Raw genomic sequence first — 23,658 nt, forward strand, 5'->3', positions numbered from 1 at the left:
ATGCGACCGGCCCGAAACGACCGGACCGAAACAAGGACCGAAAAGGAGCGCCCGTGCCGGAGGCCCAGCCGCTGCAGCCCGAGGACCCCGGGCGCCTGGGGGCGTACGAGCTGGCCGGCCGGCTCGGTACGGGCATGCGGGGCCCGGTCTTCCTGGGCACCGGTCCCGGCGGCGGGCTGTTCGCGATCAAGCTGCTGGCGCGGCTCGGGGACGGCGGGGCGCGGGCCCGGTTCCTGCGCGAGGCGTCCCTCACCCGGCAGGTCGCGCGGTTCTGCACGGCGCAGGTGCTGGACGCCGGCCTGGCGGGCGACCGCCCGTACCTGGTCAGCGAGTACGTTCCCGGGCCCTCGCTGAGCCGCGCGGTGACCCGGGAGGGCCCGGTCGGCGGCGGCGCGCTGGAACGGCTTGCGGTCAACACCGCCAGCGCCCTGGCGGCGATCCACCGCGCCGGCATCGCGCACCGCGTCTTCGGGCCGTCCAAGGTCCTCCTGGGCCCCGACGGTCCCCGGGTCATCGGCTTCGGGCCGGCCGTGCCGGCGGAGGACGCCCTCCTCGACGGAGGCGTCCCGGACGGGGACCTCGCCTGCCTGGCTCCCGAACGGCTCGTCGGGGAGACGGCCGGGGCCCCCGCGGACGTGTTCGCCTGGGGGGCGACGATGGCGTTCGCCGCCACCGGCCGCCTCCCGTTCGGCTCGGGCCCCTACGACGAGGTCGCCGGCCGCGTCCGGCACGACGAGCCCGATCTCGGCGGCATGGAGGGCGACATGCGCGAGCTGGTCGCCGCGTCCCTGGCCAAGGACCCCGCCCGGCGTCCCACGGCCGAGCAGGTGCTGCTGCGGCTGGTCGGCGGCGACGGGGCGTTCGCCCCGCCGGGCGCCGGCGCGGCCGAGCCCGCCGAGCCCGCGGGGGCCGAGCCCGCAGGGCCGGAGGGCGCCGGGTCTCCCCCGGACGCTCCGGACGCCGCGGAGGGCGCCGCGGAGGGCGCCGGGCCTTCCGAGGCCGCGACCGGCCGAGCCGGTACGGCCGGGCCGGCGGCGCGGGGCGCCGCCCCGCAGGCGCCCCCGCGCGGGGCGCGCGCCAGCCGCTCCGGGCCCCGCCGCCCCGGCCCGGCCAGGCGGGGCAGGCACGAGCGGCGGCGCCGGCGGCGGGGGCTCCCCGCCGCGCTCACGGTCCTGGGCATCGCCGCGGCGGCCGGGGGCGGCCACGCCGTCCTCGCGGGCGCGCCGGGCGGGGACGGGCGGGACACCGCCGTCTCCAGTCCCGCCGCGACCTCGCCCGCGGGCGCCACGGCGTCGGCCCCCACCGGCGGCACCGGCCGGCCGTTCGGCGACCCGCCGCGGGCGCTGCCCTCCGGGGCGGCCCCCTCGGGTGAGACCCCGGCACCGCCCGCCCTGACCGGGCAGGGCACCGCCGCCGGGGGGAACGGCGAGGAGGGGTCCTCCCCCGCACCGGCCGTCCACGTCCGGCTCGGCGTGCCCGACCCGCAGGGCTACTGCGCCTCCAGTGGCACGCCGCGCGCCGATTTCCGCGCCGGCCGGTGGTTCTGCGTCGACGACGGCGCCGCCACCGGCACCCCGATCACGATGACCGAGGTCTGCCGGTCGCAGTACGCCCCCGAGGCCGAGTCCCGGCTGAACGGTGACGCAGGCATCCCCTCGGCCTGGGAGTGCTACCTCACGAAGTGACCCCCGACCCTGATTGACATATTGCCAATAAGGGTCGCCTTCCACCCCGTGGCGCGAAAGCACATCGCCCGGTTCGGCGTGTACGCCACCGACGTACTGCGGCTACGACCCCATGCCTTCGATCCCAACCGGCCGAGGTCGACTTCGACGCCCTGTAAGACGCCGCATAGTAATGATGTCCCGGCTATCGAACAGGCTGGGGCGGTGACATCGAGCGCTTGGCGTTTGCCGGCTGCCATCGCTCGGCGTCGTCTCGGCCGAGGGCGGTCTGCTCGCGGTTTCGCGCTGTCGTGATGGACATATCTTGATCGGCCCGCCTTGTGGGGTGCGGGCCTTGGCTGCGGCCTGCGCATCAGACGAGGATCGGCGCCATGGACTTGCTGGACACTCTGATCGACAAAGGGCTGCGGCGTGAGCTGCCGACTCGGGCCGAGGCGCTCGCGGTGCTGGGAACCTCCGATGACGACCTGCTCGACGTGGTGGCCGCCGCCGGCAAGGTACGCCGACACTGGTTCGGGCGGCGGGTCAAGCTGAACTATCTGGTCAATCTGAAGTCGGGGCTGTGCCCTGAGGATTGTTCGTACTGTTCGCAGCGGTTGGGGTCGAAGGCGGAGATCTTGACCTACACGTGGCTGAAGCCCGATGAGGCGGCCGCGGCCGCTGAGGCGGGCGTGGTCGGCGGCGCCAAACGAGTGTGCCTGGTGGCCAGCGGGCGCGGCCCGACCGGCCGGGACGTGGAACGGGTCGCCGACACCATCGCGGCGATCAAGAAACAGAACGAGGACGTGGAGATCTGTGCCTGTCTCGGGCTGCTGTCCGACGGGCAGGCGGCGCGGCTGCGGGAGGCCGGCGCCTATGCCTACAGCCACAACCTCAACACCGCTGAGGCGATGTACGCGGACATCTGCACCACGCACGAGTTCACCGACCGGGTCGGCACCGTGCGGCAGACCAAGGCAGCAGGTCTGTCGGCCTGCTCCGGTCTGATCGCCGGCATGGGCGAAAGCGACACGGACCTGGTGAATGTGGTGTTCGCGCTGCGCGAGTTGGACGTGGACTCGGTGCCGGTGAACTTCCTGATCCCGTTCGACGGAACCCCGATGGCCAAGGAGTGGGCTCTGACCCCGCAGCGGTGCCTGCGGATCCTGGCGATGGTGCGGTTCGTCTGCCCGGATGTGGAGGTCCGTCTCGCCGGCGGTCGGGAGATCCATCTGCGGACGCTGCAGCCACTCGCGCTGTACGTGGTCAACTCGATCTTCCTCGGCGATTACCTGACCAGTGAAGGTCAAGCGGGCCAGGCCGACCTGGACATGATCGGGGACGCGGGCTTCGAAGTGGAGGGAACGGGCACGAACACGCTCCCTGAACATCGAAGAGGCGTACGTGCCTCCACTGCCGATGACGCGTGCGAACCAGGGACCGGGGCGAGCGGCGGTGACCGCACCGGCCGGCCTCCTGGATCCGCTCGTGCCGACCTGGTGGCGGTGCGCCGCCGCGGCACCGGAACCGACCTGCCGCCCAATGCGTGATCCGCAGCGCGTCGCCGCTGGAGCCGGCCCCGGAGTCCGCTTCGGCCGGGACGCCTTCGCGCCACTCGCCTTGTCGACGTGGACGTTGTCGCGGTCGACACCGGCCGGAAGCAGGGCGTCGATCTGATGACCGGGGTTCTGGTCGGCGGTCGAGACCCGCGCATAGCCGATGAGCATGTGGCCGAGCCATGATCTGCGGTAGCAGCGGCCCTCTGTGACCTGCACTCAGGAGAAGACCGAGGTCTGCCGGTCGCAGTACGCCCGCGAGGCCGAGTCCAGGCTGAACGGTGACGCCGGGAGCCCCTCGGCCTGGGAGTGCCACCTCCTGAGGCACTCCAATTGACGGTGCGTCAATAAGGGTTGAGTTCCGCCCCGCGGTGCGAAAGCATGCGCTTACCACACCGTCGGTGGAAGGATCGCCGTGGACACCCGCGCCGCAGCCCCCGGATCCGCCCCCGCCCCCCAGGCCGCCCCGGACCTCTCCGTCCTGCGCCTCCTGGCCGCCGAACCCGCCGTCATGCTCGGCGCGGGTCGCGCCCTGCTGCTCCAGGTCGCCCACCCGAAGGTCGCGCAGGGCGTGGCCGACCACAGCGACCTGCGGGAACGGCCGCTGGACCGGCTGCTGGGCACCCTGGACTTCCTGACGATCGTGACGTTCGGCACCCCGGAGGAGGCCGCGCGGATGGGCGAGGCGATCCGGCGCGCCCACGAGCGGATCACCGGGCCCGGCTACTCCGGCAACGATCCCGACCTGCAGGTCTGGGTCAACGCCACGCTGATCGACGCCGCCCTGTACGTGTACGAGAACGTGCTGCGCTCCCCCGGCGGCGACCTCGCCGCCGCCTACGTCGACCAGGCCCGGTACGTCGCCGACGTGCTCGGCTGCCCGCCCGGCACCCAGCCCGCCGACCTGGCCGCGTTCCGCCGCTACATGGACGACATGATCGGCTCGCTGGAGGTCACCGACACCGGCCGGGAGATCATGCGCGCCGTCCTGTGGTCGCGCAAGCTGCGCTGGATGGGCCCCGCCCTGTGGCTCAACCGCTTCGTCACCACCGGGCTCCTGCCCGAGCCGATCAGGGAAGGGTACGGGCTGCCCTGGAGCGACCGCCGGGACCGGATCCTGTGGGGCCTGCTGCGCGTCAACGCCGCCGTCTACCGGCGCGTGCCGCGTCGGCTGCGGCAGGCGGGCATCTCGCTGGCACTGTGGTCGTCGCGGCGCCGCTTCGCCCGCCGGAGCCGCCGGTACGCGTCGAAGGGCGAGCCCACCGCCGCCTAGCGCCTCAGAGCTCGACGCCGAGCAGCGCGTCGGCCACCGCCCGGACCTGGGCGGGGGCGGCGGCGTCGTCGCCCGGCGCGGCGGCCCAGCGGTCGATCGCCTCCAGCGCCGCCGGCGCGTCCAGGTCGCCGGCCAGGTGCCGCCGGACCTCCTCGGCCACCGGGCCCGCCGCCGGGCCCGCCGGGCGGGCGGCCGCGGCGCGCCAGCGCTCCAGCCGGCCGGCACCGCCCTCCAGCTCGGCGTCGCTCCACTGCCAGTCGGAGCGGTAGTGGTGGGCCAGCAGCGCCAGCCGGATCGCCATCGGATCCACCCCGGCCTCGCGCAGCCGGGACACGAACACCAGGTTGCCGAGCGACTTGGACATCTTTCGCCCCTCCAGGCCCACCATGCCCGCGTGGACGTAGGCCGCGGCGTGCGGGCGCCTGCCCGTGGCGACCTGGGCGTGCGAGGCGCTCATCTCGTGGTGCGGGAACGCCAGGTCCGAGCCGCCGCCCTCGACATCGAAGCACATGCCCAGGTACTCGATGGAGATCGCCGAGCACTCCACGTGCCAGCCCGGCCGGCCCTCGCCGAACGGGGAGTCCCACCCGGGCTCGCCGGGCCGCCGGCTCAGCCACAGCAGCGGGTCGAGCGGGTCCTTCTTCCCGGCGCGGCCGGGGTCGCCGCCGCGTTCGGCGAACAGTTCCGCCATCTCCTCGCGGCCGAGCCGGCTCACCTCGCCGAAGGCCGGGTCGGAGGCGACCGGGAAGTAGATGTCGCCGTCGACCTCGTAGGCGGCGTTCCGCGCGCGCAGCCTCTCCACCATCTCCACGACCAGCGGGATGGCCTCGACGGCGCCGACGTAGTGGTCGGGCGGCAGGATCCGCAGCGCGGTCATGTCCTGGCGGAACAGCTCGATCTCCCGGTCGGCCAGCGCCCGCCAGTCCTCGCCGGTCTTCTCGGCGCGTTCCAGCAGCGGATCGTCGACGTCGGTGGCGTTCTGCACGTAGTGGACGGTGTGCCCCAGATCGCGCCACACCCGGTTGACCAGGTCGAAGGCGAGATAGGTGTTGGCATGGCCGAGATGGGTGGCGTCGTAGGGGGTGATCCCGCAGACGTACATCCGGGCCGTCTCCCCGGGCGCGGTGGGTCGGACCGAACCCGTCCCCGTGTCGTACAGACTCAGGGCCCGGTCCGGCGCGGGCAGTCCGGCTGCGGGGAGGCTGGGCACTTGGGGAACGGGCCACGATCGCATACCGGAAAGCTTATCCATGCCCCCTTCGTCCCCCCACGCCGAGATCATGCGGGCCGCACCCGCGGATCCAGGGCCGAGTAGCCGACGTCCACGGCCATGTTCGCGACGATCACGAAGACGGTCACGGTCAGCGTCACACCGATGATCACCGGGGTGTCGCCCAGCGCGATCGACTGGTAGACCAGCTGGCCCACGCCCTGCAGGCCGAAGACCTTCTCGGTGACGATCGTGGAGCCCACCAGCACCCCCACGTCGATGCCGAACTGGGTGCAGACCGGCGCCAGCGCGGCCCGCAGCGCGTGCCGGTGGATCACGCGGCGTTCGGGCAGCCCCTTGGACCGGGCCGTGCGGATGTAGTCCTCCTCCAGCACGTCCAGCATGGCGCCGCGGGTGAGGCGCGCGTAGGCGGCCACCATCAGGAACGCCAGGGAGACCCACGGCAGCACCATCCGGCGCCAGAAGTGCTCCTGCAGGGGCGGGCCCGCCTCGAAGAACCCCAGCCCGGCCTCGGCGGCCCTGGTGGAGAAGAGGTAGAGCATCATCAGCGCCATCACGAACGCCGGGGTGGACGTCCCGATGAGCACGAACACGGTGCAGGCCCGGTCGATCGGGCCGCGCGCCCGGGTGGCGCTCAGCACGCCGAGGGTGACGCCGCCGGCGAACCAGAGCACCCCGGCGCCCGCGACCAGCCACAACGTGGTGGGGAGCCGGTCGGCGATGAGCGCGGCGACCGGCGTGCCGTTGACGTAGGAGTCGCCCAGGTCGCCGCGCAGCAGCCGCAGCAGGAACTCCCCGTACTGGACGGGCACGGGGCGGTCCAGCCCCAGGTTCCGGCGGATCTGCGCGAGCGTCTCGGCGGTGGCGCGGGGCCCCCCGATGACCCGTTCGACCGGGACCGGCGACAGGTGCAGGAAGACGAACACCGTCGTCGACATCAGCCACAGCACCACCGCCGAGTACAGCAGGCGCCGCGCGACGAGGGCCTGCACGCTCACCGCCCCCGGCGCGCGCGGGCGGGCCGGGCGCCGCCCGGGCCGAGCGCGTCGCGGATCGCGTCGCCCAGCAGGTTGAACGACAGCGTGGTCAGCAGCAGGAGGGCACCGGGCACCGCCAGCAGCCACCAGGCCGTCTGGAACGCCTCGCCGCCCTCGCCGAGCATCGCCCCCCAGCTGGGCGCCGGCGCCCGCACCCCGACGCCCAGGAACGACAGCGTCGCCTCGAACACGATCGAGGCCGGGATCAGCAGCGAGCCCAGCACCGTGATCTGGCCGGTCAGGTTGGGCAGCACGTCCGCGAACATGATCCGGGCGTTGCTCGCGCCCAGCGCCCGCGCCGCCTCCACGAACCCCTTCTCCTTCAGCGACAGCACCTGGCCGCGGATCACCCGGGCCAGCCCGCCGACCGAGAAGAACGCGATCACCGCCACGGTCATGGCCACGCCCGCCGTGGCGGAGGTGGTCGGGAAGGTGGTGGCCAGCGTGATCGCCACCAGGACGTAGGGCAGCGCCAGCATGAGGTCCATCAGCCGTGCCAGCAGCGCGTCCAGCGTCCCGCCGGCGAATCCGGCGAGCATCCCGGCGGCCACGCCCGCCACCGTCGCCAGCGCCGCCGAGCACACCCCCACCAGCAGCGAGACCCGGCCCCCGTAGGCGGCGCGGACCAGCACGTCCCGGCCGAGCCGGTCGGCGCCCAGCCAGAACTCCGCGCCCGGCCCCACCGGCTGCCCCGAGGCGTCCAGCCCGGTCTCGGGGAAGGTGGCGTCGTAGGGGTGCCCGGTCCAGGACGCCCACAGCGGCGCCATCAGCGCGAACGCCACGATCAGCGCGAGCGCCGCCAGGGACGCCATCGCCGTGCGGTCCCGGCGGAACCGCCTCCAGGCCAGGCCGAACGGGGTGCCGAAGGGGTCGGCGAAAGGGGCGTGGGCCTCCGCCCAGCCGGTCCCGGCCGCCAGGACCGCCCCCGGGCCGGGCGCCCGCGCCCCGGGCACGAGGGCGGGCATCGGCCCGGACGCGGGGGGCGGCGCGGTGGTGGCGGCCGGGTGCGGCGCGGATCCGGCCGCGGGCCGGGTGCGGGTCATCGCCGGGCCTCCGCGTCCGCGGGCGGCGCCGGGGCCGGGAGGTGAGGGGCCGGGGGGCGCCCGGCCCGTTTCAGGGGCTCCTCGGGCGCCTCCGGGCGCTCCTCCCCCTCGGCGGCGGCCTCCGGCGCCCCGTCGCCCGTCATGCCCATCCCCCCGTTCAGCCGTGACCGGCCCGCCCGGACACCACAAAGATCGCAAGAGGTAGTCAAGGTAGCACTCAGGGTGAGCCTCTTGGGGCGGGCGAGCGTAAGGGACGGCGAACGCCGAGGTCAGGGCGTGGGGCGCGGCGGGGGCGGGAGGTGCCCGGTCACAGGACGCGGTCCCAGCCGCCGGGGTCGCCGGGCGCGGCCGAGAAGTCGTAGCGGACGCCGGCGGACGACAGCCCGACGAGGGAGACCGAGGTGGTCCCCCAGACGCGGCCGTCGCCGAGGTCGACCAGCGGGAGCAGCGAGGCCGGTTCGGCGCGCGGCAGGCCGTCTCCGGCCAGCAGCGGCAGCCAGTCCCCCCACGCCCGTTCGGCGGGCCCCGCGGAGGGGAGCGGTTCGGGCCTCCCGGCCTTGGCGAACCGGGGCCGGAAGTGCGCCAGGCGGGCGGCCATGTGCGCGTCCTCGGTCGCGGCGGCCTGGTGGCCCTCCCCTTCCAGGCCGCTGTTGAGCACCATGTGCAGGCCGGGGCCCAGCTCGCGCTCGGACAGGGCCGCGCCGTCCCAGTGCCACAGCCGCACGAGGCCGGGCTCGGCGCAGATGAGCAGGAACGGGTCGAAGCGGGCCAGCTCGGATCCGCCGAGCCCGTCCAGGCCCTCCCCGGCGGCCGCGCGCAGCGGGAGTTCGCCGCGGGAGCGGCGGCCCTCCTCCGGCGCCATGGCGCCGCGGGCGTTCAGCACGGTGGCCGCCCGGGGCGCGTCCGGGTCGACGGCGAGCCAGGTGCCCCCGGCGCGCAGGTCGCGTCCCCCGACCAGGCCGGGCCGGGCGGGCCAGTGCCGGGCGGGGGGCCGCCAGGGCCGCTCCACGAACTCGTCCCGCACGCCGACGAGGACGACGGGAACCGGGGAGGACGGGTCGACGCTGACGATCGCCGTGCACATGCGCCCTATTGGAGCACCGTCCGGCGAACCGTTCGACACCGGGGCCGTCGCGGCGGACCGGACGGCACGGACGGCACGGTCAGGGGCGGTCGGGCGCGGTCAGACCGGCCAGGGCGCGCTCGGGACGGTCGGCGCGGTCAGGGCGTCAGAGCGGCGGCCAGGGGATCGCGGGCCAGTCCTCGGGCGGGTACGGGTGGATCCGGTGCTTGAGCATCAGCTCCACGCGCCGCCGGGTGGCGTCGACCTCCTCGGCGGTGAGCAGCTCGCCCAGCCGCTCGCCCAGCGGCCCGCCGCGCAGCCCGGCGTCGACCCGCCCGAGGGCCTCCAGCGCCTCCTCCGTCAGGGCCTGGCCGCGCCACTGCCACAGCACGGTGCGCAGCTTGTACTCCACCGAGAAGCACACGCCGTGGTCGCAGCCGTACACGTGCCCGTCGCCCGGCGGCAGCAGATGCCCGATCTTCCGGTCGGCGTTGTTGATGACGGCGTCGAACACCGCCATCCGCCGGATCGCCTCGTCCTCGGACCGCGACAGCTCCACCAGGTCGATGTCGGGGTCGGGCTCCACCCACAGCTGCACCATGCCGGGCCCGTACGGGCCGTCGCGGTGCACGGTGGGCGGGACCACGTGCAGCCCCATCGCCTCCGACACCGCGTAGGCGGCCACCTCGCGCTCGGCCAGCGTTCCGTCGGGGAAGTCCCACAGCGGGCGCTCCCCCGCTACGGGCTTGTAGACGCAGGCGGCGTTCAGGCCCTCCCACTCGACCGCGCAGTACAGCGTGGCGTTGGACGCCTGAACGAGCCTGCCCTCCACGCTGAGGCGGCCCCGGCTCAGAAGCCGCTCGGCCGTCTCGGTGTCGCGGGGGGAGACGGCGCGGCCGTCGCCGGCGGGGGTGCGATCCCGGGAGGACTGCGTCATGCGTTCATTCTTCCGGCGACCCCGTCCATGATCCAGCACAGCGCCATCTCTAGCCCAGGTACCCGTTCTGCCGGGGGCACACGTGGCCCGCGGTGTCCAGCGGCAGCCCGCACAGGGGGCACGGCGGCCGGCCCGCCGCCACCACCTTCAGGGCCCGCTCGGCGAAGGCCCGGGCCTGCGCCGCGGTGATCCGCACCCGCAGAACCGCGATCGCCGGGTCGTCCTCGCCCACCTCGGCGTCCTCGTCCTCGCCCTCGGTGACCTCCTGGGCCTCGATGACGACCTGCTCGTCCTCCGGGTCCCAGGCCAGCGCCATCGTGCCGACCTTGAACTCCTCCTCCACCGGCTGGTCCAGCGGCCCGTCGTCGCGCAGCTCGGCCGGGGTGACCGCGGGCACCGGGGCGTCGCCCCCGCTGCGGCGCAGCACCTCGTCCAGCAGCTCCTCCAGGCGCTCGGCCAGCAGGGTCACCTGGAACTTCTCCAGCCCCACGCTGGTGACCCGGCGGCCGGAGCGCGCCTGCAGATAGAAGGCGCGCTCGCCCGGCTGGCCGACGGCCCCGGCGACGAACCTTTCCGGCAGTTCATAGGAGATGACGGGCATGACAACGACCCTACGCGCCGCCGCCCACCGCCGCGTCCCCCTCGGCCCCCGTGGCGCCGTCCTTCGTGCCGTCACCGGAGGCGTCGCGGTCACCGGGCGGCGGCGGCAGCAGGTCCTGGACGCTCCCGCCGGTGTCGTTCAGCCGGACCAGGAACGGGCGCAGCTCGGTGTAGCGGATCACCGTCAGGGACGCGGGCGCGGCCTGGATCCGCTGGAACTGGTCCAGGTGGAGCCCGAGGGCGTCGGCCACGACCGCCTTGATGATGTCGCCGTGGCTGCACACCAGGTAGGACGCGTCCGGGCCGTACTCGGCGGCGATCCGCGCGTTCCAGTCGCGGACGGCGGCGACCGCGCGGTGCTGCGCGCCGGCGAGGGCCTCGCCGTCCTCGCCCGGGAACCGCGCCGCGCTGGGATGGGCCTGCACGACCCGCCACAGCGGCTCCTCGGCCAGCTCCTTCAGCGGCCGTCCCGTCCAGTCGCCGTAACGGACCTCCCCGAAGCGCTCGTCCAGTTCCACCTTCTCGATCGGCTCGGCGTGTCCCGCGGCCACCGCCTCGGCGGTCTGCACGCAGCGGTCCAGCGGGCTGGACACCACCGCGGCCAGCGGCACCGGGGCCAGCCTGGCGGCGAGGTCGCGCGCCTGGTCGCGCCCGCGCTCGTCCAGGCTCACCCCAGGGGTCCATCCGGCGAGCACGGGGCCGGTCATCGCGGTGAGGCCGTGCCGCACCAGCAGAAGCGTCGTCACCCCAGGAACTCTACGAGATGCCCGAAACGCCGGGCATCCTCCGGAAGTACCCGTGACCCGCGGCCGTTACCTAGGCTCGGCCAGGTGCCCGGCGTCCGACGGCGCCGCCGGGCCGCCCCCCGGCCGGACCACTGATGGACGAGGATGAGGCCCGTGATAGTCGACAAGGCCATCTACTCGCGAGGAGAACGGCGCACCATCGAAGGGGACGTCAGCGACGCCTTCGACGCCGCCCGCGCCGAGGCCGCGCGCAACGGCGCCGGCGGACCGGGCGGCTGCTTCGTCTGGATCGGCCTGCACGAGCCGACCGAGGAGGAGTTCGCCAACGTCCGCGACGAGCTGGGCCTGCACCCCCTGGCCGCCGAGGACGCCGTCTCCGCGCACCAGCGCCCCAAGCTCGAGCGGTACGGCGACACGCTGTTCCTCGTCCTGAAGACGCTGGTCTACAAGGACGCCACCTCCGACATCGAGGTCGGCGAGATCATGCTGTTCCTCGGCCCCGACTTCGTGGTGACCGTCCGGCACGGCGAGGGCAACCCGCTCGCGCCCGTCCGCGCCCGCCTCGAGAGCGACACCGAGCTGCTCGACCTGGGGCCCGCCGCGGTCGTGTACGCGGTGTGCGACGAGGTCGTCGACCACTACGGGGTGGTGACCCACGAGGTCGAGGTCGACATCATCGAGCTGGAACGGGCCGTCTTCCGGCCCGGCGGGCCCGACGTCACCGAGGACGTCTACTCCCTCAAGCGGGAGGTCCTGGAGTTCCGCACCGCGCAGGACCCGCTGATCCCGGTGCTGCAGGAGATCGTCCGCGGCCGGGTGCCCGAGTGCCGGGGCGCCCGGGAGTACTTCCGCGACGTCCTCGACCACCTGCTGCGGGTGGACGGGCAGGTCGACGCCCACAACGAGCTCCTCAACAGCGTCCTCACCGCGCACCTGGCGCTCCTGGGCAAGCAGCAGAACGAGGACATGCGGAAGATCTCCGCCTGGGCCGCCGTGATCGCGGTGCCCACCATGGTCGCCGGGTTCTACGGCATGAACTTCGACTACATGCCCGAGCTGCGCTGGCTCTACGGCTACCCGGCGATGATGCTGGCCATGGTGACGGTGTGCGTCATCGTCTACCTCCGCCTGCGCAAGAGCGGGTGGCTGTGACGTGAGCCGCCCAGGCCGCCGGGGCCGCCCCGCCCGTCCGCACAAGCTCTGGCCGATCACCGTCATCACGCTGGTCCTGCTGTGGATCCTGCTGATCTTCCTGCTCATCCACAACGGCCCCCGCCTGCCGGGCCGGTCCTCCCCGGCGGTGCCGCCGCCGGGCGCCGGACCGGCGGGTCAGCCCCTGGCCGCGGGCGCCAGCAGCGCCGCCCACAGGTGGGACTCGGCGCCGCCCGTCTCGAGCCGCGCCCTGATCCGCTCCACCGTGCCCGTCGTGGGCAGCGCCAGCCACAGCAGCAGCGGATAGCCCAGCGCGAAGCCGGTGAGGAAGAGCGTGGCGCTGCCCCCGGCCATGGCCAGCGGCAGCCCCAGCAGGATCACCCCCTGCGCCAGCCCGTACCGCACCAGCACCGCCTGCCGGAACTGCAGCAGGGCCAGCTCGGCCGCCCGCTCCGGCGGCAGCCCGGCCGCCATCGGGAGCGGCGTGCGGGGCCCGGCGGCCACCGCCAGCAGCGCGCCCAGGACCAGCGGGACGTACAGCCACGGCACGGCGCCGCCGTACCGGCCCTCGGCCGCCCGCACGATCAGCGGCGAGATCGCCAGGATCGGCGGCGGCGCCAGGACGAGCACCAGCATCATGGCGCGGAGCCGCCCCAGCACCGTCCCCGAACGCAGCGAGGCCAGGTATCCCGGGTCCTGCCCGCGCCCGGCCCCGTAGCGCGCCTCGGGGACGCCGGGGCGCCCGGACCCGGCCGGCCCGGAGGGGTGGATCGGGAACTGCGGTGGCGCCATGGCTGCGCACTCTAACCCGGCGCCCCCGCGCCACGACAGGCCGCGGCGGCCCGCGCGTCAGGTCGCGGAGATCGCCCCGGCGGCGAGCAGGCCCAGGATGATCCCGCCCAGCGCGACCCGGTAGTACACGAAGATCATCATCGAGTGCCGGGCCAGGTACTTCAGCAGCCAGGCGATGCAGGCGTACCCGACCACGAACGACACGGCGGTGGCGACCAGCGTGGGCACCACCGGCAGCCCCCCGCCGAACGCGTGCCGCATCTCGAACGCCCCCGACAGCACCACGGCCGGCACCGACAGCAGGAACGAGTAGCGGGCGGCGGCCTCGCGCGTGTAGCCGAGGAACAGCGCGCCGGTCATGGTCGAGCCCGACCGGGACGAGCCGGGGATCAGCGCCAGCGCCTGGAACGCTCCGATGATCAGGCCGTCCCGCAGGTTCAGATCGCCGACCTCCCGCTTCCGCGCTCCGGCCCACTCGGCGACCATCAGCAGCAGGCCCATCAGGATCAGCGAGGTCGCGTTGATCCACAGGTTCCGGGACGGCCCCTCGATGAAGTCCTTGAAGGCCAGCCCGCACACCCCGATCGGGATCGTGCCCAGGCCGATGTACCAGCCCATCCGCGCGTCCTGGTGGGTCCGCAGCCGCGGCGTCCACAGGCTCCTGGTCCAGGTGGCCAGGATGCGGGCCAGGTCGCGCCAGAAGTAGATGATGACGGCCGCCATCGTCCCGATCTGGATCACCGCGCTGAACGCCGCGCCCGGATCCTCCCACCCCAGGAACTTGGGCACGAACAGCATGTGACCCGAACTGGAGATCGGCAGGAACTCGGTGAGTCCCTGGACGATCCCGAGGACGGTCGCTTCCACGACGTTCACAGGCGGCGGTTCCCCTCAGCACGAACGGGCGTCGGCGCGCGTTCCGGCCGGTCACGGCGGTGGCGCGTCCCGCTGGAAGCGTATCGGCCGCGGGCCGCGCCCAGGCGTCCACCGGCGGCCGCCAGGCGTGCCGCCCCCCTCCGGCCAGGCGCGGGCCACCCGCCCGACACCCCGAAGCGGCCCAGCCGACATCCCGCCGCCGCCCGCCCGTCACCGGCCGCCTCGGCGGACCGCCGGGCCGGCACCTGCCGCTACTGTTCCGATCCATGGAAGAGCGTCACCTCGGGCGGAGCGGGCTCGTGGTCTCCAGGCTGGGCCTGGGCACCATGACCTGGGGGCAGGACACCGAACCCGACGAGGCCGCCTCGCAACTGACGGCGTTCGCCGAGGCGGGCGGCACCCTCGTCGACACCGCCGACGTCTACAGCGACGGCCTCAGCGAACGCATCCTCGGTCACCTGCTGCGCGAGGTGGTGGGGCGCGACGACTTCGTCATCGCCACCAAGGCCGCGATCCGCCCCAACGGCCGCTACGACGCCTCCCGCCGGCACCTCCTCAGCGCCCTGGACGCCTCCCTGGAGCGGCTGGGCCTGGAGTACGTCGACCTGTGGCAGGTGCACGCCTACGACCCCCGGACGCCGCTGGAGGAGACGCTCTCGGCGCTGGACGAGGCGGTCCTGTCGGGCCGGACCCGCTACGTCGGGGTGTCCAACTACGCCGGCTGGCAGATCGCCAAGGCCGGCGCGTGGCAGCGGGCCTGGCCCGGCCGCGAGCCGATCATCTCCGCGCAGCTGGAGTACTCCCTGCTGCGCCGCGACATCGAACGCGAGGCCGTCCCCGCGGCCCTGGACGCCGGCGCCGGGCTGCTGCCCTGGTCGCCGCTGGGCCGCGGGGTGCTCACCGGCAAGTACCGCACCGGGATCCCCGCCGGCTCCCGCGCCGCCACGTCCCACTTCGCCGAGTTCGTCCGGCCCTATCTGGACGAGGAGTGCGCCCGGATCGTGGAGTCGGTCGTCACCGCCGCCGAGGGCCTGGGCGCCTCCCCGCTCGGCGTGGCGCTGGCGTGGGTGCGGGACCGGCCGGGCGTGGCCGCGCCGATCGTCGGGGCCCGTACGGCGGCGCAGCTGAAGCAGGCGCTGCTCAGCGAGCAGCTCACCCTGCCCCTGGAGATCCGCTCCGCGCTCGACGACGTGTCCGACATCGCCCCCGCCTCGCCGTGACGCGCCACTGACGCGCCACTGACGCGTCACTGACGCGCCACTGCCCGTGGGGCGCGGTTCGCCGTGCGGGCGCGCGCGCATCGACTACGATCCGAAACCCGTGACCGAATCCCACTCCGCCAACCCCCCGGGCGCCGCCGAGACGGCCGCCGCAGGAACCCCCGGCGCCGCGGCCCCGGGCGCCTCCGAAACCCCCGGCGCCGCCCCGGCCGGCGCCGCGTCCGCCGCCGGACGCGCCGCCCTCGCCGAGCTCTTCGACGGGACGGGCGTCCCCGTGGCGCTGGTGCACCGTACCCTCGCCCGGCTCGGGACCGGCGCCGCCGGGCTCCTCCGCGAGGACCCGTGGCGGCTGCTGCGCGTCCCCGGGGTGACCCCGCGGCAGGCCGACCACTTCGCCCGGCGGGCGCTGGGCGACCAGGCGCGTCCCGACGACCGGCGGCGCGGCCGGGCGCTGGTCGCGCACCTGCTGACCGAGGCGGCGCGGCACGGCCATACCGTCACGCCGCCCGCGGAGGTGCTGTCCGCCCTCGAGGGACTCGGCGTGCCCGATCCGCGGCGGGCGGTCGAGGACGCCCTGGACGCGGCCGAGGCGATCGCCCTCACCGAGGAGGCGGACTTCGACGAGGCCGCGCTGGAGGACGGCGATCTCGACGAGATCCCCGAGCCGGAGGAGACCCTGGGCCTGGCGCGGTGGGCGCTGGCCGAGGAGGCCGCCGCCGAGGGCCTGCGGCGGCTGGCCGCCACGGCCGCGCCGCTGCTGGACGACGCCGCGGTGAAGGCGGCCCGGGCCGGGCTGCCGGAGGACCGCTCGCTCGCCGTCACCGCCGCCTTCGGCACCGGCGTGAGCATCCTGCGCGGCACCGCCGACGACCTGTCCCGGACCGCGCTGGGCATCGCCGGGATCGCCGCGGCCCACGGGCTGCGCGCGGCCGTCGTCACCCCGACCGACCGGGCCGCGGCCGACCTGGCCGCGCAGGCCCCGGAGGCGCCCGCGTTCACCATCGCCGGCCTGCACACCCTGCTGGAGCCGCGGGAGGGGGCGGGGGGCCCTGAGGCGGCGCCGGGCACGGTCGTCTTCGGCCGCGGCGAGCAGCGGCCGCTGGAGCCGCAGCTGCTCGTCCTGACCGACGGGGCGGGCCTGGACGTGGAGCTGTGCGCCGTGCTGGTGGAGGCGTGCGCGGACGGGACGCACCTGGTGCTCGGGGGCGAGCCGCAGTCGCTGCCGCCCGCCGGCCCCGGCCGCCCGCTGGACGACCTGGAGGCCTCGGAGACGGTCGCGGTGATCGAGCTGGAGCCGGACGCGCCCGCCGCGCCGCCGGCCGTCCTCACCGCCGCCGTGCGCGGCGGCGAGCTGGTGACCGTGGACGCGCCCGGCAAGGAGGTCGTGATCGTGCCCGCCGACGGGGCGACCGAGGCCGTGCACCGGACCGTGCAGCTGGTCACCGACTCCATCCCCCGCGCGCTGGGCATCCCGGTGGAGGACGTCCAGGTCGTCGCGCCCGCGGCCGGGGGCGAGGCCGGCACCGCCGCGCTCAACGCCGCGCTGAAGGCCCGCCTCAACCCGGGGCCGGGCGCGTTCGGCGGGTTCGACCCCGGCGACCGCGTCCTGGTGGCCGCGCCCCTCCCGTACGCGGCCGTGGGCGAGGCCGGCACCGTCACGGGCGCGGACCCGGCCGGGCTGCACGTGGAGTTCGCCGGGGGCACGGCGGTGGTCCCGCCCGCCCTCACCTCGCGGCTGCGGCCCGGCTGGGCGGTCACGGTCGCGCTGGGCCGGGGGACGCGCCGTCCGGCCGTGGTCGCCGTCCTCCCGCCCGCCACCGCCGGCGACGACGGCGCGCTGACGCGTCCGCTGGTGGCCACCGCCTTCGGCCTGGCGCGCCGGCACCTGTCGGTCGTCCAGGCGTCCGGGCCCGCGCTGGCCGCGGCGGTACGGGAACGGCCCGCCCCGGCCCGGCGCACGCGCCTGGCCGCGCTCGTCGTCCAGTGACGGCCGCAGAAGGCGCAAACCGGCCGGTCGGCGCTGTTGTGACCGTCCCCCCTGCCCGCCTACTGTTATTGGCAGAATGTCAACAGCGTTCCCTCGCAGCCGAAGGAGTGAGATGCCCCAGCAGCAGAGGCGCCTTGCCCAGCACGGCCCCCGCAGCCGCCTCGGCCGGATCGGCGCGGCTTCGGCGCTCTCGGCCGGGGCCCTGACCCTGATGGCCCTGAGCGCGCCCCCGGCCGCCGCGGCGGCGCCCAGGCCCTGCCCCAAGGGGACCGATCCGGCCAGCACCATCGACAACTGGAAGTGCCAGCTCGACAACATCCGCGACGGGCTCGAGCCGAAGGACCCCGCGCCCTCCCCCGCTCCCGCCCCGGCCCCGACGAAGAAGCCCCCGAAGAAGACCCCGGAGACCTCCCCGGCCAAGCCCCCTCGCCGTAAGGCCGATCCTCCGTCCGGCAAGGACCGCGGTGCCCCGGGACGGCAGGTCGCGCCGCCCCCCATGAGCCCGCAGAGCCGCCCCTACAGCGTGCAGCCGTACTCGACCGGCGGTGCCCCGCAGCTGCCCGGGCTGCTGCCGGCCCCGCAGGTCGCCGGCCCTCAGGGCGCCGCGCAGGGCGGCCCCATGCCGCGGACCCGGCTGACCGCGCCGGTCGCCGCGTCCGAACGGCAGGACGCCCCGGCCACCCTGTGGGTCGCCGCCGCCGCGGGCGCCGCCGGGATGGTGGGCGCCTTCAACATCAGCTTCCTCGGCCGCGACCTGCGGCGCCGCCACGCCCGTTCCATCGCGGGCCGCCGCCCCTGAAGCGTCCGGCCCGGCCCGCACCGGGCCGTACCGGTACGCGGCCGTACCGGTACGCGGCCGTGACGCCGACGAGCCGCCCCGCCGGAACGCGGAGCGGCTCGTCGCGGGCCGGAGGCCGGGGTCAGGCCGAAGCCGGGCCGGGCGCGCCGATGGCGTGGATCCCGCCGTCCACGTGGACGATCTCGCCGGTGGTCGCCGGGAACCAGTCCGACAGCAGGGCCACGCAGGCCCGCGCGGTGGGGTCGCTGTCCTTGAGGTTCCAGCCGAGCGGCGCGGACTGCGTCCACAGCTCGGTGATCCCCTCGAAGCCGGGGATGCTCTTGGCCGCCATCGTGGCCAGCGGCCCGGCGGCGACGAGGTTGACCCGGATGCCCTGCGGGCCCAGGTACTTGGCCAGGTAACGCGCGCACGACTCCAGCCCGGCCTTGGCCACGCCCATCCAGTCGTACACCGGCCACGCCACCGAGGCGTCGAAGTCGAGGCCGACCACCGAACCGCCGTCCTTCATCAGCGGAAGGCACGCCATCGTCAGCGACTTCAGCGAGTAGGCCGAGGCGTGGACCGCGGTGGCCACGTCCTCCCACGGCGTCTCCAGGAAGTTGCCGCCCAGCGCGGTCTGCGGGGCGAACCCGATCGCGTGCACCACCCCGTCGAGCCGGTCGAACCCGCGGTCGCGCAGCCCGTCGGCCAGCCCCGCGAGCTGGTCGGCGTTGGTGACGTCGAGCTCCAGCACGGGCGGCGGGTCGTCCGGGCCGGACGGCAGCCGCTTGGCCGTCCGCTCGGTCAGCGACGGCCGCGGGTAGGCGGTGAGGACGACCTCGGCGCCCTGCTCCTGCGCGACCCGCGCCACGTGGAACCCGATCGACGCGTCGGTCAGGACGCCGGTGACCAGGATCCGCTTGCCTTCCAGGATTCCCATGACTTGTCTCAGTGCCCCATTCTTCCCGGTAGCCCGTTTTCTCGGTGACGCGTGCTCGGTGACCCGTGCTCGGTGACCCGTGCCGAGTGGTCCGTGCTCAGTGGCCCATGCCCAGGCCGCCGTCGACCGGGATGACGGCACCGGTGATGTAGCCGGCGTCCTCTCCGGCCAGGAACGCCACGGCCTTGGCGATCTCCTCCGGACGGGCGGTGCGGCCCAGCGGGATCGCGCCCTTGATGGCCTTCTGCTGGTCCTCGCTGAGCGCCGCGGTCATGTCGGTGTCGACGAAGCCGGGCGCGACCACGTTCACGGTGATGCCGCGCGAGCCGAGCTCGCGGGCCAGCGACCGGGCGAAGCCCACCAGGCCCGCCTTGGAGGCGGCGTAGTTGGCCTGGCCGGCGGAGCCGAGCAGGCCCACGACCGAGGAGACCAGCACGATCCGGCCGTGCCGCTTGCGCATCATGCCCTTCACCGCGCGCTTGGCGACCCGGTAGGAGCCCGTGAGGTTGGTGTCCAGGACGGAGGTGAAGGCGTCCTCGCTCATGATGGCGAGCAGCGTGTCCTTGGTGATGCCGGCGTTGGCCACCAGCACCTCGACCGGTCCCTGCTCCGCCTCGACCTTGGCGAACGCGGCGTCGACGTCCTCGGAGCTGGTCACGTCGCAGCGGACGCCGAACAGGCCCTCGGGCGGCTGGCCGGAGCGGTAGGTGACCGCGACGGCGTCGCCGCCGGCGGACAGCTCCCGGGCGATGGCCAGGCCGATGCCCCGGTTACCGCCGGTCACGAGGACAGAGCGACTCATGGTCGTACCTCTCGTCGACGGCGTCGGCGACGCCGTTCCATCGTTCATTTGACAACAGCCAAGGAGCGTATCGGCCTACCGGCGGTAACGAGATGTGCCGATCCGACAAGATCCGCTGACCGGTGTTTGTTCCCGCCGCGCCCCGCCTCCGCGGGCGGGGCGAGGGGGTAGGTTGCGGTAGGTGCATGACATCGATCCCGCTTTCACCGCGCTGCCGTTGCGCGCGCTGGCCGACGCGGCGCTGAGCCGGGCCCGGGACCTGGGCGCCGAGCACGCCGACTTCCGCCTCGAACGCATCCGCAGCCAGACGCTGCGCCTGCACGACGCCGCCCTGGAGACCGCGCTGGACGCCGACGACGTGGGCCTGTCGGTCCGCGTGGTCAAGGACGGCACCTGGGGGTTCGCCGCCGGCATCGATCTCACCCCGGACGGCGCCGCCCGGGTGGCCGCGCAGGCCGTCGAGGTCGCCGCGGTCGCCGCCGCGGTCAACCGCGAGCCGATCGAGCTGGCGCCCGAGCCGGTGCACGGCGAGCGGACCTGGGTCTCGGCGTACGAGGTGGACCCGTTCACGGTGCCCACCGCCGACAAGGTCGCGCTGCTGGCCGAGTGGAGCCGCCGCCTGCTGGACGACGACCGGGTGGACCACGCCGACGCCACGCTGCTGCAGGTGAAGGAGAACAAGTTCTTCGCCGACCTGGCGGGGACGGTCACCACGCAGCAGCGGGTGCGGCTGCATCCGGTGCTCAACGCCGTCGGCATCGGGGACGGCGTGTTCGACACGATGCGCACCATCGCCCCGCCCGTGGGCCGCGGCTGGGAGTGGCTGACCGGAGGCCACTGGGACTGGGACGGCGAGCTGGGGCGCATGCCCGAGCTGCTGGCCGAGAAGCTGGCCGCGCCCTCGGTGGAGCCCGGCACCTACGACGTGGTCATCGACCCGTCCAACCTCTGGCTGACCATCCACGAGTCGATCGGGCACGCGACGGAGCTGGACCGGGCGCTGGGTTACGAGGCGGCCTACGCGGGCACCTCGTTCGCCACCCCGGACAAGCTGGGCACGCTGCAGTACGGCTCGAAGGTCATGAACGTCACCGGGGACCGCACCGCCGAGCACGGCCTCGCCACCGTCGGCTACGACGACGAGGGCGTCCGGACGCAGGCCTTCGACATCGTCTCCGCCGGGATGTTCACCGGCTACCAGACGGACCGGCGGATCGCCCGCCTCACGGGCGCCGACCGTTCCAACGGCTGCGCGTTCGCCGACGCCGCCTCCAGCATGCCGCTGCAGCGGATGGCCAACGTGTCGTTGCAGCCGGCGCCGGGCGGCCCGGACACCGACGAGCTGATCTCGGGCGTCGAGCGCGGCGTCTACATCATCGGTGACAAGAGCTGGTCGATCGACATGCAGCGGCACAACTTCCAGTTCACCGGCCAGCGCTTCTACCGGATCGAGAACGGCCGGCTGGCGGGGCAGCTGCGGGACGTGGCCTACCAGGCCACCACCACCGACTTCTGGAACTCGATGGAGGCCGTCGGCGGCCCGCAGACGTACGTGCTGGGCGGGGCGTTCAACTGCGGGAAGGGCCAGCCGGGGCAGGTCGCCCCGGTCAGCCACGGCTGCCCGTCGGCGCTGTTCCGCGGGGTCAACATCCTCAACGCGCTGAAGGAGGCCGGCCAGTGAGCGAGCCGGAGGCGCGCGGCGGCGCCTGGACTGAGGAGCGAGGAACGAGCGACGAGGGAAGGCGCCGCCACAAGCGCGCCCTAGGAAAGCGGGAAGCACAGTGAGCGTTCTCAAGCCTCAGGAGGCCGTGGAGCGGGCGCTGGAGTTGTCGCGGGCCGACGACTGCGTCGTCATCGCCGACGAGTCCAGCACCGCCAATCTGCGCTGGGCGGGCAACACGCTGACCACCAACGGGGTCACGCGGTCCAACCGGCTGACCGTGGTCGCGTTGCGCCGGGCGGGCGAGGGCGTGGCGGCGGGGGTGGTGTCGCGGGCGGCGGTGGACGCGGCCGATCTGGAGGATCTGGTCCGCGCGGCCGAGGCGGACGCCGCCGGCAACGCCGCGGCCGAGGACGCCGCGCCGCTCATCGACCGGGCGCCGGCGGGCGGTGACTGGGACGCCGCGCCCGCCGAGACCGGCATCGGGGTGTTCTCCGCCTTCGCGCCGGCGCTGGGTGAGGCGTTCGCCGCGGCCGAGGCGGGCGGGCGCAGGCTGTACGGGTTCGCCAACCACATGGTGACCTCGACGTTCCTGGGCACGTCGGCGGGGCTGCGGCTGCGGCACGACCAGCCGACCGGGCTGCTGGAGCTCAACGCCAAGGGCGCGGGCGGCTCGGCGTGGGCGGGTGTGGGCACCCGCGACTTCACCGACGTGGACGTGCCGGGGCTGACCGGTGACCTGGCCCGGCGGCTGGGGTGGGGCGAGCACCGGATCGACCTGCCCGCGGGGCGGTACGAGACGATCCTGCCGCCGAGCGCGGTGGCCGACCTGATGATCTACCTGTACTGGTCGGCCGGGGCGCGGGACGCCCATGACGGCCGTACGGTGTTCAGCGCGCCGGGCGGCGGCACCAGGGTCGGGGAGAAGCTGGCGGCGCTGCCGGTCACGCTGTCGAGCGACCCGCGCGCCGCGGGGCTGGAGTGCGCGCCGTTCGTCGTGGCCCACGCCTCCAGCCGCGAGTCGTCGGTGTTCGACAACGGGCTGGGGCTGGAGCGGACCGACTGGATCTCCGAGGGCACCCTCGCCGCGCTGACCCAGACCCGGCATTCGGCCGCGCGCACGGGGCTGCCGCTCACCCCGGCGATCGACAACCTGACGATGACCGGTTCCCCCGCGGGGGGAGGCGCGTCGCTGGAGGAGATGGTCGCGCGGACCGAGCGCGGGCTGCTGCTGACCTGCCTGTGGTACATCCGCGAGGTCGATCCGCAGCGGCTGCTGCTGACCGGTCTCACCCGTGACGGGGTGTACCTCGTGGAGAACGGGGAGGTGACCGGCGCGGTGAACAACTTCCGGTTCAACGAGAGCCCGGTGGACCTGCTCGGCCGGATCTCCGAGGTCGGCGCCACGGGCCCGACGCTCCCCCGCGAGTGGTCGGACTACTTCACGCGTACGGCGATGCCGCCCGTGCGGGTCGGCGACTTCAACATGTCGACGGTCTCGCAGGCGTCCTGACGCGGGTTCCAGGGCCCGGGCGCCCTCCGGTGAGTGGAGGGGCGCCCGGGCCCTTCCACGCCGGTTCACGGCGGGCGGTGGCGTCTCCGGGCGGGCCGTGGCGCCCCGCGGGACGGTGCGGGCGGGGCAGGCCTTCCAAGGGGCGCTGAGAGCGTCTCAGTCGTCCTCGATGCGGAAGCCGACCTTCATGCCGACCTGGTAGTGGGCCACCTCCCCGTCCTCGATCCGGCCGCGGACCTCGGTCACCTCGAACCAGTCCAGATGACGCAGGGTCCGCGCGGCCCTGGCGATGCCGTTGCGCACGGCCGCGTCGACGGAGTCGGGCGAGGTGCCGACGATCTCGGTCACCCGGTACGTCCGGTCGGTCATGGCCCCTCCTGGTGTCGCGTGGCGGTCTCCCAGGGCATACCGTGGAATGGTGAACGTCATTCGCCGTCGGCGTGCCGAGGTCTACACGGTCACCAACGCGCCCAAGCCCATGTCGGAGGACATCCAGTACCGGCAGCGGCGTTACCTGATCTCGATGAGCATCCGGACGGGGTGCTTCCTCGGGGCCGTCTTCGCCGGTGTGGCCGGGGCTCCGCTGTGGCTCGTGGGGCTGCTGGTGGTCGGGGCGGTCTTCCTGCCCTACATCAGCGTCATCTTCGCGAACGGCGGGCGCGAGCCGCAGCCTTCGGCACGCTTCGAGAGCCCGGATAGCCCGCACCACAAGGGCATTTCCGGACAGCGACCGGAAATCCGGTCGTGACTTTCTCTTGACTAGGGGCGGGGGGGTTCGGTGTACGATT

The 23,658-nt window shown here is 74.5% G+C and carries 22 protein-coding genes and 1 pseudogene; 10 read left to right on the plus strand and 13 right to left on the minus strand.

Annotation, left to right across the window (positions count from 1 at the left end):
- Positions 1 to 53 precede the first annotated feature (53 nt).
- Together IW256_RS20685 and bioB are read left to right on the plus strand one after the other, a co-directional pair.
- Positions 54 to 1,685, plus strand: a complete 1,632-nt coding sequence (locus IW256_RS20685) for a serine/threonine-protein kinase (protein WP_197012560.1) — start codon at positions 54 to 56, stop codon at positions 1,683 to 1,685.
- Positions 1,686 to 2,056: 371 nt separating this feature from the next.
- Positions 2,057 to 3,214: a biotin synthase BioB gene (gene bioB / locus IW256_RS20690; RefSeq protein ID WP_197012561.1), complete on the plus strand. Its 1,158-nt coding sequence runs from the start codon at positions 2,057 to 2,059 to the stop codon at positions 3,212 to 3,214.
- Between the two features lie 99 nt (positions 3,215 to 3,313).
- Here bioB and IW256_RS43045 read toward each other — a convergent pair.
- A pseudogene (locus IW256_RS43045) lies at positions 3,314 to 3,391 on the minus strand (hypothetical protein); the annotation flags it as partial.
- A gap of 244 nt (positions 3,392 to 3,635) precedes the next feature.
- Between IW256_RS43045 and IW256_RS20700 the strand changes: the two are divergent.
- On the plus strand, positions 3,636 to 4,493 hold the full coding sequence (locus IW256_RS20700) for an oxygenase MpaB family protein (protein ID WP_307828974.1): 858 nt from the start codon (positions 3,636 to 3,638) through the stop codon (positions 4,491 to 4,493).
- Between the two features lie 4 nt (positions 4,494 to 4,497).
- On the opposite strand, the gene mshC is transcribed toward IW256_RS20700, so the two are convergent.
- The 7 genes from mshC to IW256_RS20735 all read right to left on the minus strand — a co-directional run bounded on the left by mshC (position 4,498) and on the right by IW256_RS20735 (position 11,150).
- On the minus strand, positions 4,498 to 5,727 hold the full coding sequence (mshC, locus tag IW256_RS20705) for a cysteine--1-D-myo-inosityl 2-amino-2-deoxy-alpha-D-glucopyranoside ligase (RefSeq protein WP_197012562.1): 1,230 nt from the start codon (positions 5,725 to 5,727) through the stop codon (positions 4,498 to 4,500).
- Positions 5,728 to 5,771: 44 nt separating this feature from the next.
- On the minus strand, positions 5,772 to 6,722 hold the full coding sequence (locus IW256_RS20710; RefSeq protein ID WP_307828975.1) for an ABC transporter permease: 951 nt from the start codon (positions 6,720 to 6,722) through the stop codon (positions 5,772 to 5,774).
- Positions 6,719 to 7,804, minus strand: coding sequence for an ABC transporter permease (locus IW256_RS20715; protein ID WP_231403862.1), 1,086 nt, complete (start codon positions 7,802 to 7,804; stop codon positions 6,719 to 6,721). The genes IW256_RS20710 and IW256_RS20715 overlap by 4 nt, the downstream gene beginning before the upstream one ends.
- Before the next feature lie 307 nt (positions 7,805 to 8,111).
- Complete coding sequence (locus tag IW256_RS20720; RefSeq protein ID WP_197012563.1) at positions 8,112 to 8,888, minus strand: NRDE family protein; 777 nt, start codon at positions 8,886 to 8,888, stop codon at positions 8,112 to 8,114.
- 145 nt (positions 8,889 to 9,033) lie between these two features.
- Positions 9,034 to 9,804, minus strand: coding sequence for an SCO1664 family protein (locus IW256_RS20725; protein WP_197012564.1), 771 nt, complete (start codon positions 9,802 to 9,804; stop codon positions 9,034 to 9,036).
- Positions 9,805 to 9,853: 49 nt separating this feature from the next.
- Entirely contained in the window at positions 9,854 to 10,405 is a 552-nt protein-coding gene (locus IW256_RS20730) for a DUF3090 domain-containing protein (RefSeq protein WP_197012565.1), read from the minus strand.
- Between the two features lie 10 nt (positions 10,406 to 10,415).
- Positions 10,416 to 11,150 carry a histidine phosphatase family protein gene (locus IW256_RS20735; protein WP_197012566.1) on the minus strand — a complete coding sequence of 245 codons (735 nt, stop codon included), beginning with the start codon at positions 11,148 to 11,150 and terminating at the stop codon, positions 10,416 to 10,418.
- 144 nt (positions 11,151 to 11,294) lie between these two features.
- Here IW256_RS20735 and corA point away from each other — a divergent pair, with 144 nt between their 5' ends.
- Positions 11,295 to 12,302 carry a magnesium/cobalt transporter CorA gene (corA, locus tag IW256_RS20740; protein ID WP_231403863.1) on the plus strand — a complete coding sequence of 336 codons (1,008 nt, stop codon included), beginning with the start codon at positions 11,295 to 11,297 and terminating at the stop codon, positions 12,300 to 12,302.
- 177 nt (positions 12,303 to 12,479) lie between these two features.
- On the opposite strand, the gene IW256_RS20745 is transcribed toward corA, so the two are convergent.
- Both IW256_RS20745 and IW256_RS20750 read right to left on the minus strand, forming a co-directional pair.
- The gene (locus IW256_RS20745) at positions 12,480 to 13,094 is read right to left on the minus strand and encodes a hypothetical protein (protein ID WP_197012568.1); all 615 of its coding nucleotides are present in this window, start codon (positions 13,092 to 13,094) and stop codon (positions 12,480 to 12,482) included.
- A 57-nt stretch (positions 13,095 to 13,151) separates the two neighbouring features.
- The gene (locus IW256_RS20750; RefSeq protein WP_197012569.1) at positions 13,152 to 13,970 is read right to left on the minus strand and encodes an undecaprenyl-diphosphate phosphatase; all 819 of its coding nucleotides are present in this window, start codon (positions 13,968 to 13,970) and stop codon (positions 13,152 to 13,154) included.
- A 266-nt stretch (positions 13,971 to 14,236) separates the two neighbouring features.
- On the opposite strand from IW256_RS20750, the gene IW256_RS20755 reads away from it, so the two are divergent.
- The 3 genes from IW256_RS20755 (at position 14,237) to IW256_RS20765 (ending at position 17,976) form a co-directional block, all read left to right on the plus strand.
- On the plus strand, positions 14,237 to 15,190 hold the full coding sequence (locus IW256_RS20755) for an aldo/keto reductase (RefSeq protein ID WP_197012570.1): 954 nt from the start codon (positions 14,237 to 14,239) through the stop codon (positions 15,188 to 15,190).
- A gap of 100 nt (positions 15,191 to 15,290) precedes the next feature.
- The gene (locus IW256_RS20760; RefSeq protein WP_197012571.1) at positions 15,291 to 17,177 is read left to right on the plus strand and encodes a helix-hairpin-helix domain-containing protein; all 1,887 of its coding nucleotides are present in this window, start codon (positions 15,291 to 15,293) and stop codon (positions 17,175 to 17,177) included.
- 112 nt (positions 17,178 to 17,289) lie between these two features.
- Positions 17,290 to 17,976, plus strand: coding sequence for a hypothetical protein (locus IW256_RS20765; protein WP_197012572.1), 687 nt, complete (start codon positions 17,290 to 17,292; stop codon positions 17,974 to 17,976).
- 121 nt (positions 17,977 to 18,097) lie between these two features.
- Here IW256_RS20765 and fabI read toward each other — a convergent pair whose 3' ends face one another.
- Both fabI and IW256_RS20775 read right to left on the minus strand, forming a co-directional pair.
- The gene (gene fabI / locus IW256_RS20770) at positions 18,098 to 18,895 is read right to left on the minus strand and encodes an enoyl-ACP reductase FabI (protein ID WP_197012573.1); all 798 of its coding nucleotides are present in this window, start codon (positions 18,893 to 18,895) and stop codon (positions 18,098 to 18,100) included.
- Between the two features lie 97 nt (positions 18,896 to 18,992).
- The gene (locus IW256_RS20775) at positions 18,993 to 19,697 is read right to left on the minus strand and encodes a beta-ketoacyl-ACP reductase (protein WP_197012574.1); all 705 of its coding nucleotides are present in this window, start codon (positions 19,695 to 19,697) and stop codon (positions 18,993 to 18,995) included.
- A 181-nt stretch (positions 19,698 to 19,878) separates the two neighbouring features.
- Here IW256_RS20775 and IW256_RS20780 point away from each other — a divergent pair, with 181 nt between their 5' ends.
- Positions 19,879 to 21,378: a TldD/PmbA family protein gene (locus IW256_RS20780; RefSeq protein ID WP_197012575.1), complete on the plus strand. Its 1,500-nt coding sequence runs from the start codon at positions 19,879 to 19,881 to the stop codon at positions 21,376 to 21,378.
- 100 nt (positions 21,379 to 21,478) lie between these two features.
- Positions 21,479 to 22,870, plus strand: coding sequence for a metallopeptidase TldD-related protein (locus tag IW256_RS20785; RefSeq protein ID WP_197012576.1), 1,392 nt, complete (start codon positions 21,479 to 21,481; stop codon positions 22,868 to 22,870).
- Positions 22,871 to 23,026: 156 nt separating this feature from the next.
- On the opposite strand, the gene IW256_RS20790 is transcribed toward IW256_RS20785, so the two are convergent.
- On the minus strand, positions 23,027 to 23,239 hold the full coding sequence (locus tag IW256_RS20790; RefSeq protein WP_197012577.1) for a dodecin: 213 nt from the start codon (positions 23,237 to 23,239) through the stop codon (positions 23,027 to 23,029).
- 46 nt (positions 23,240 to 23,285) lie between these two features.
- Here IW256_RS20790 and IW256_RS20795 point away from each other — a divergent pair, with 46 nt between their 5' ends.
- Entirely contained in the window at positions 23,286 to 23,618 is a 333-nt protein-coding gene (locus tag IW256_RS20795; RefSeq protein ID WP_197012578.1) for a DUF3099 domain-containing protein, read from the plus strand.
- Positions 23,619 to 23,658 lie beyond the last annotated feature (40 nt).

It is taken from the genome of Actinomadura viridis, assembly GCF_015751755.1.
In the GTDB taxonomy this organism is placed as follows: domain Bacteria; phylum Actinomycetota; class Actinomycetes; order Streptosporangiales; family Streptosporangiaceae; genus Spirillospora; species Spirillospora viridis.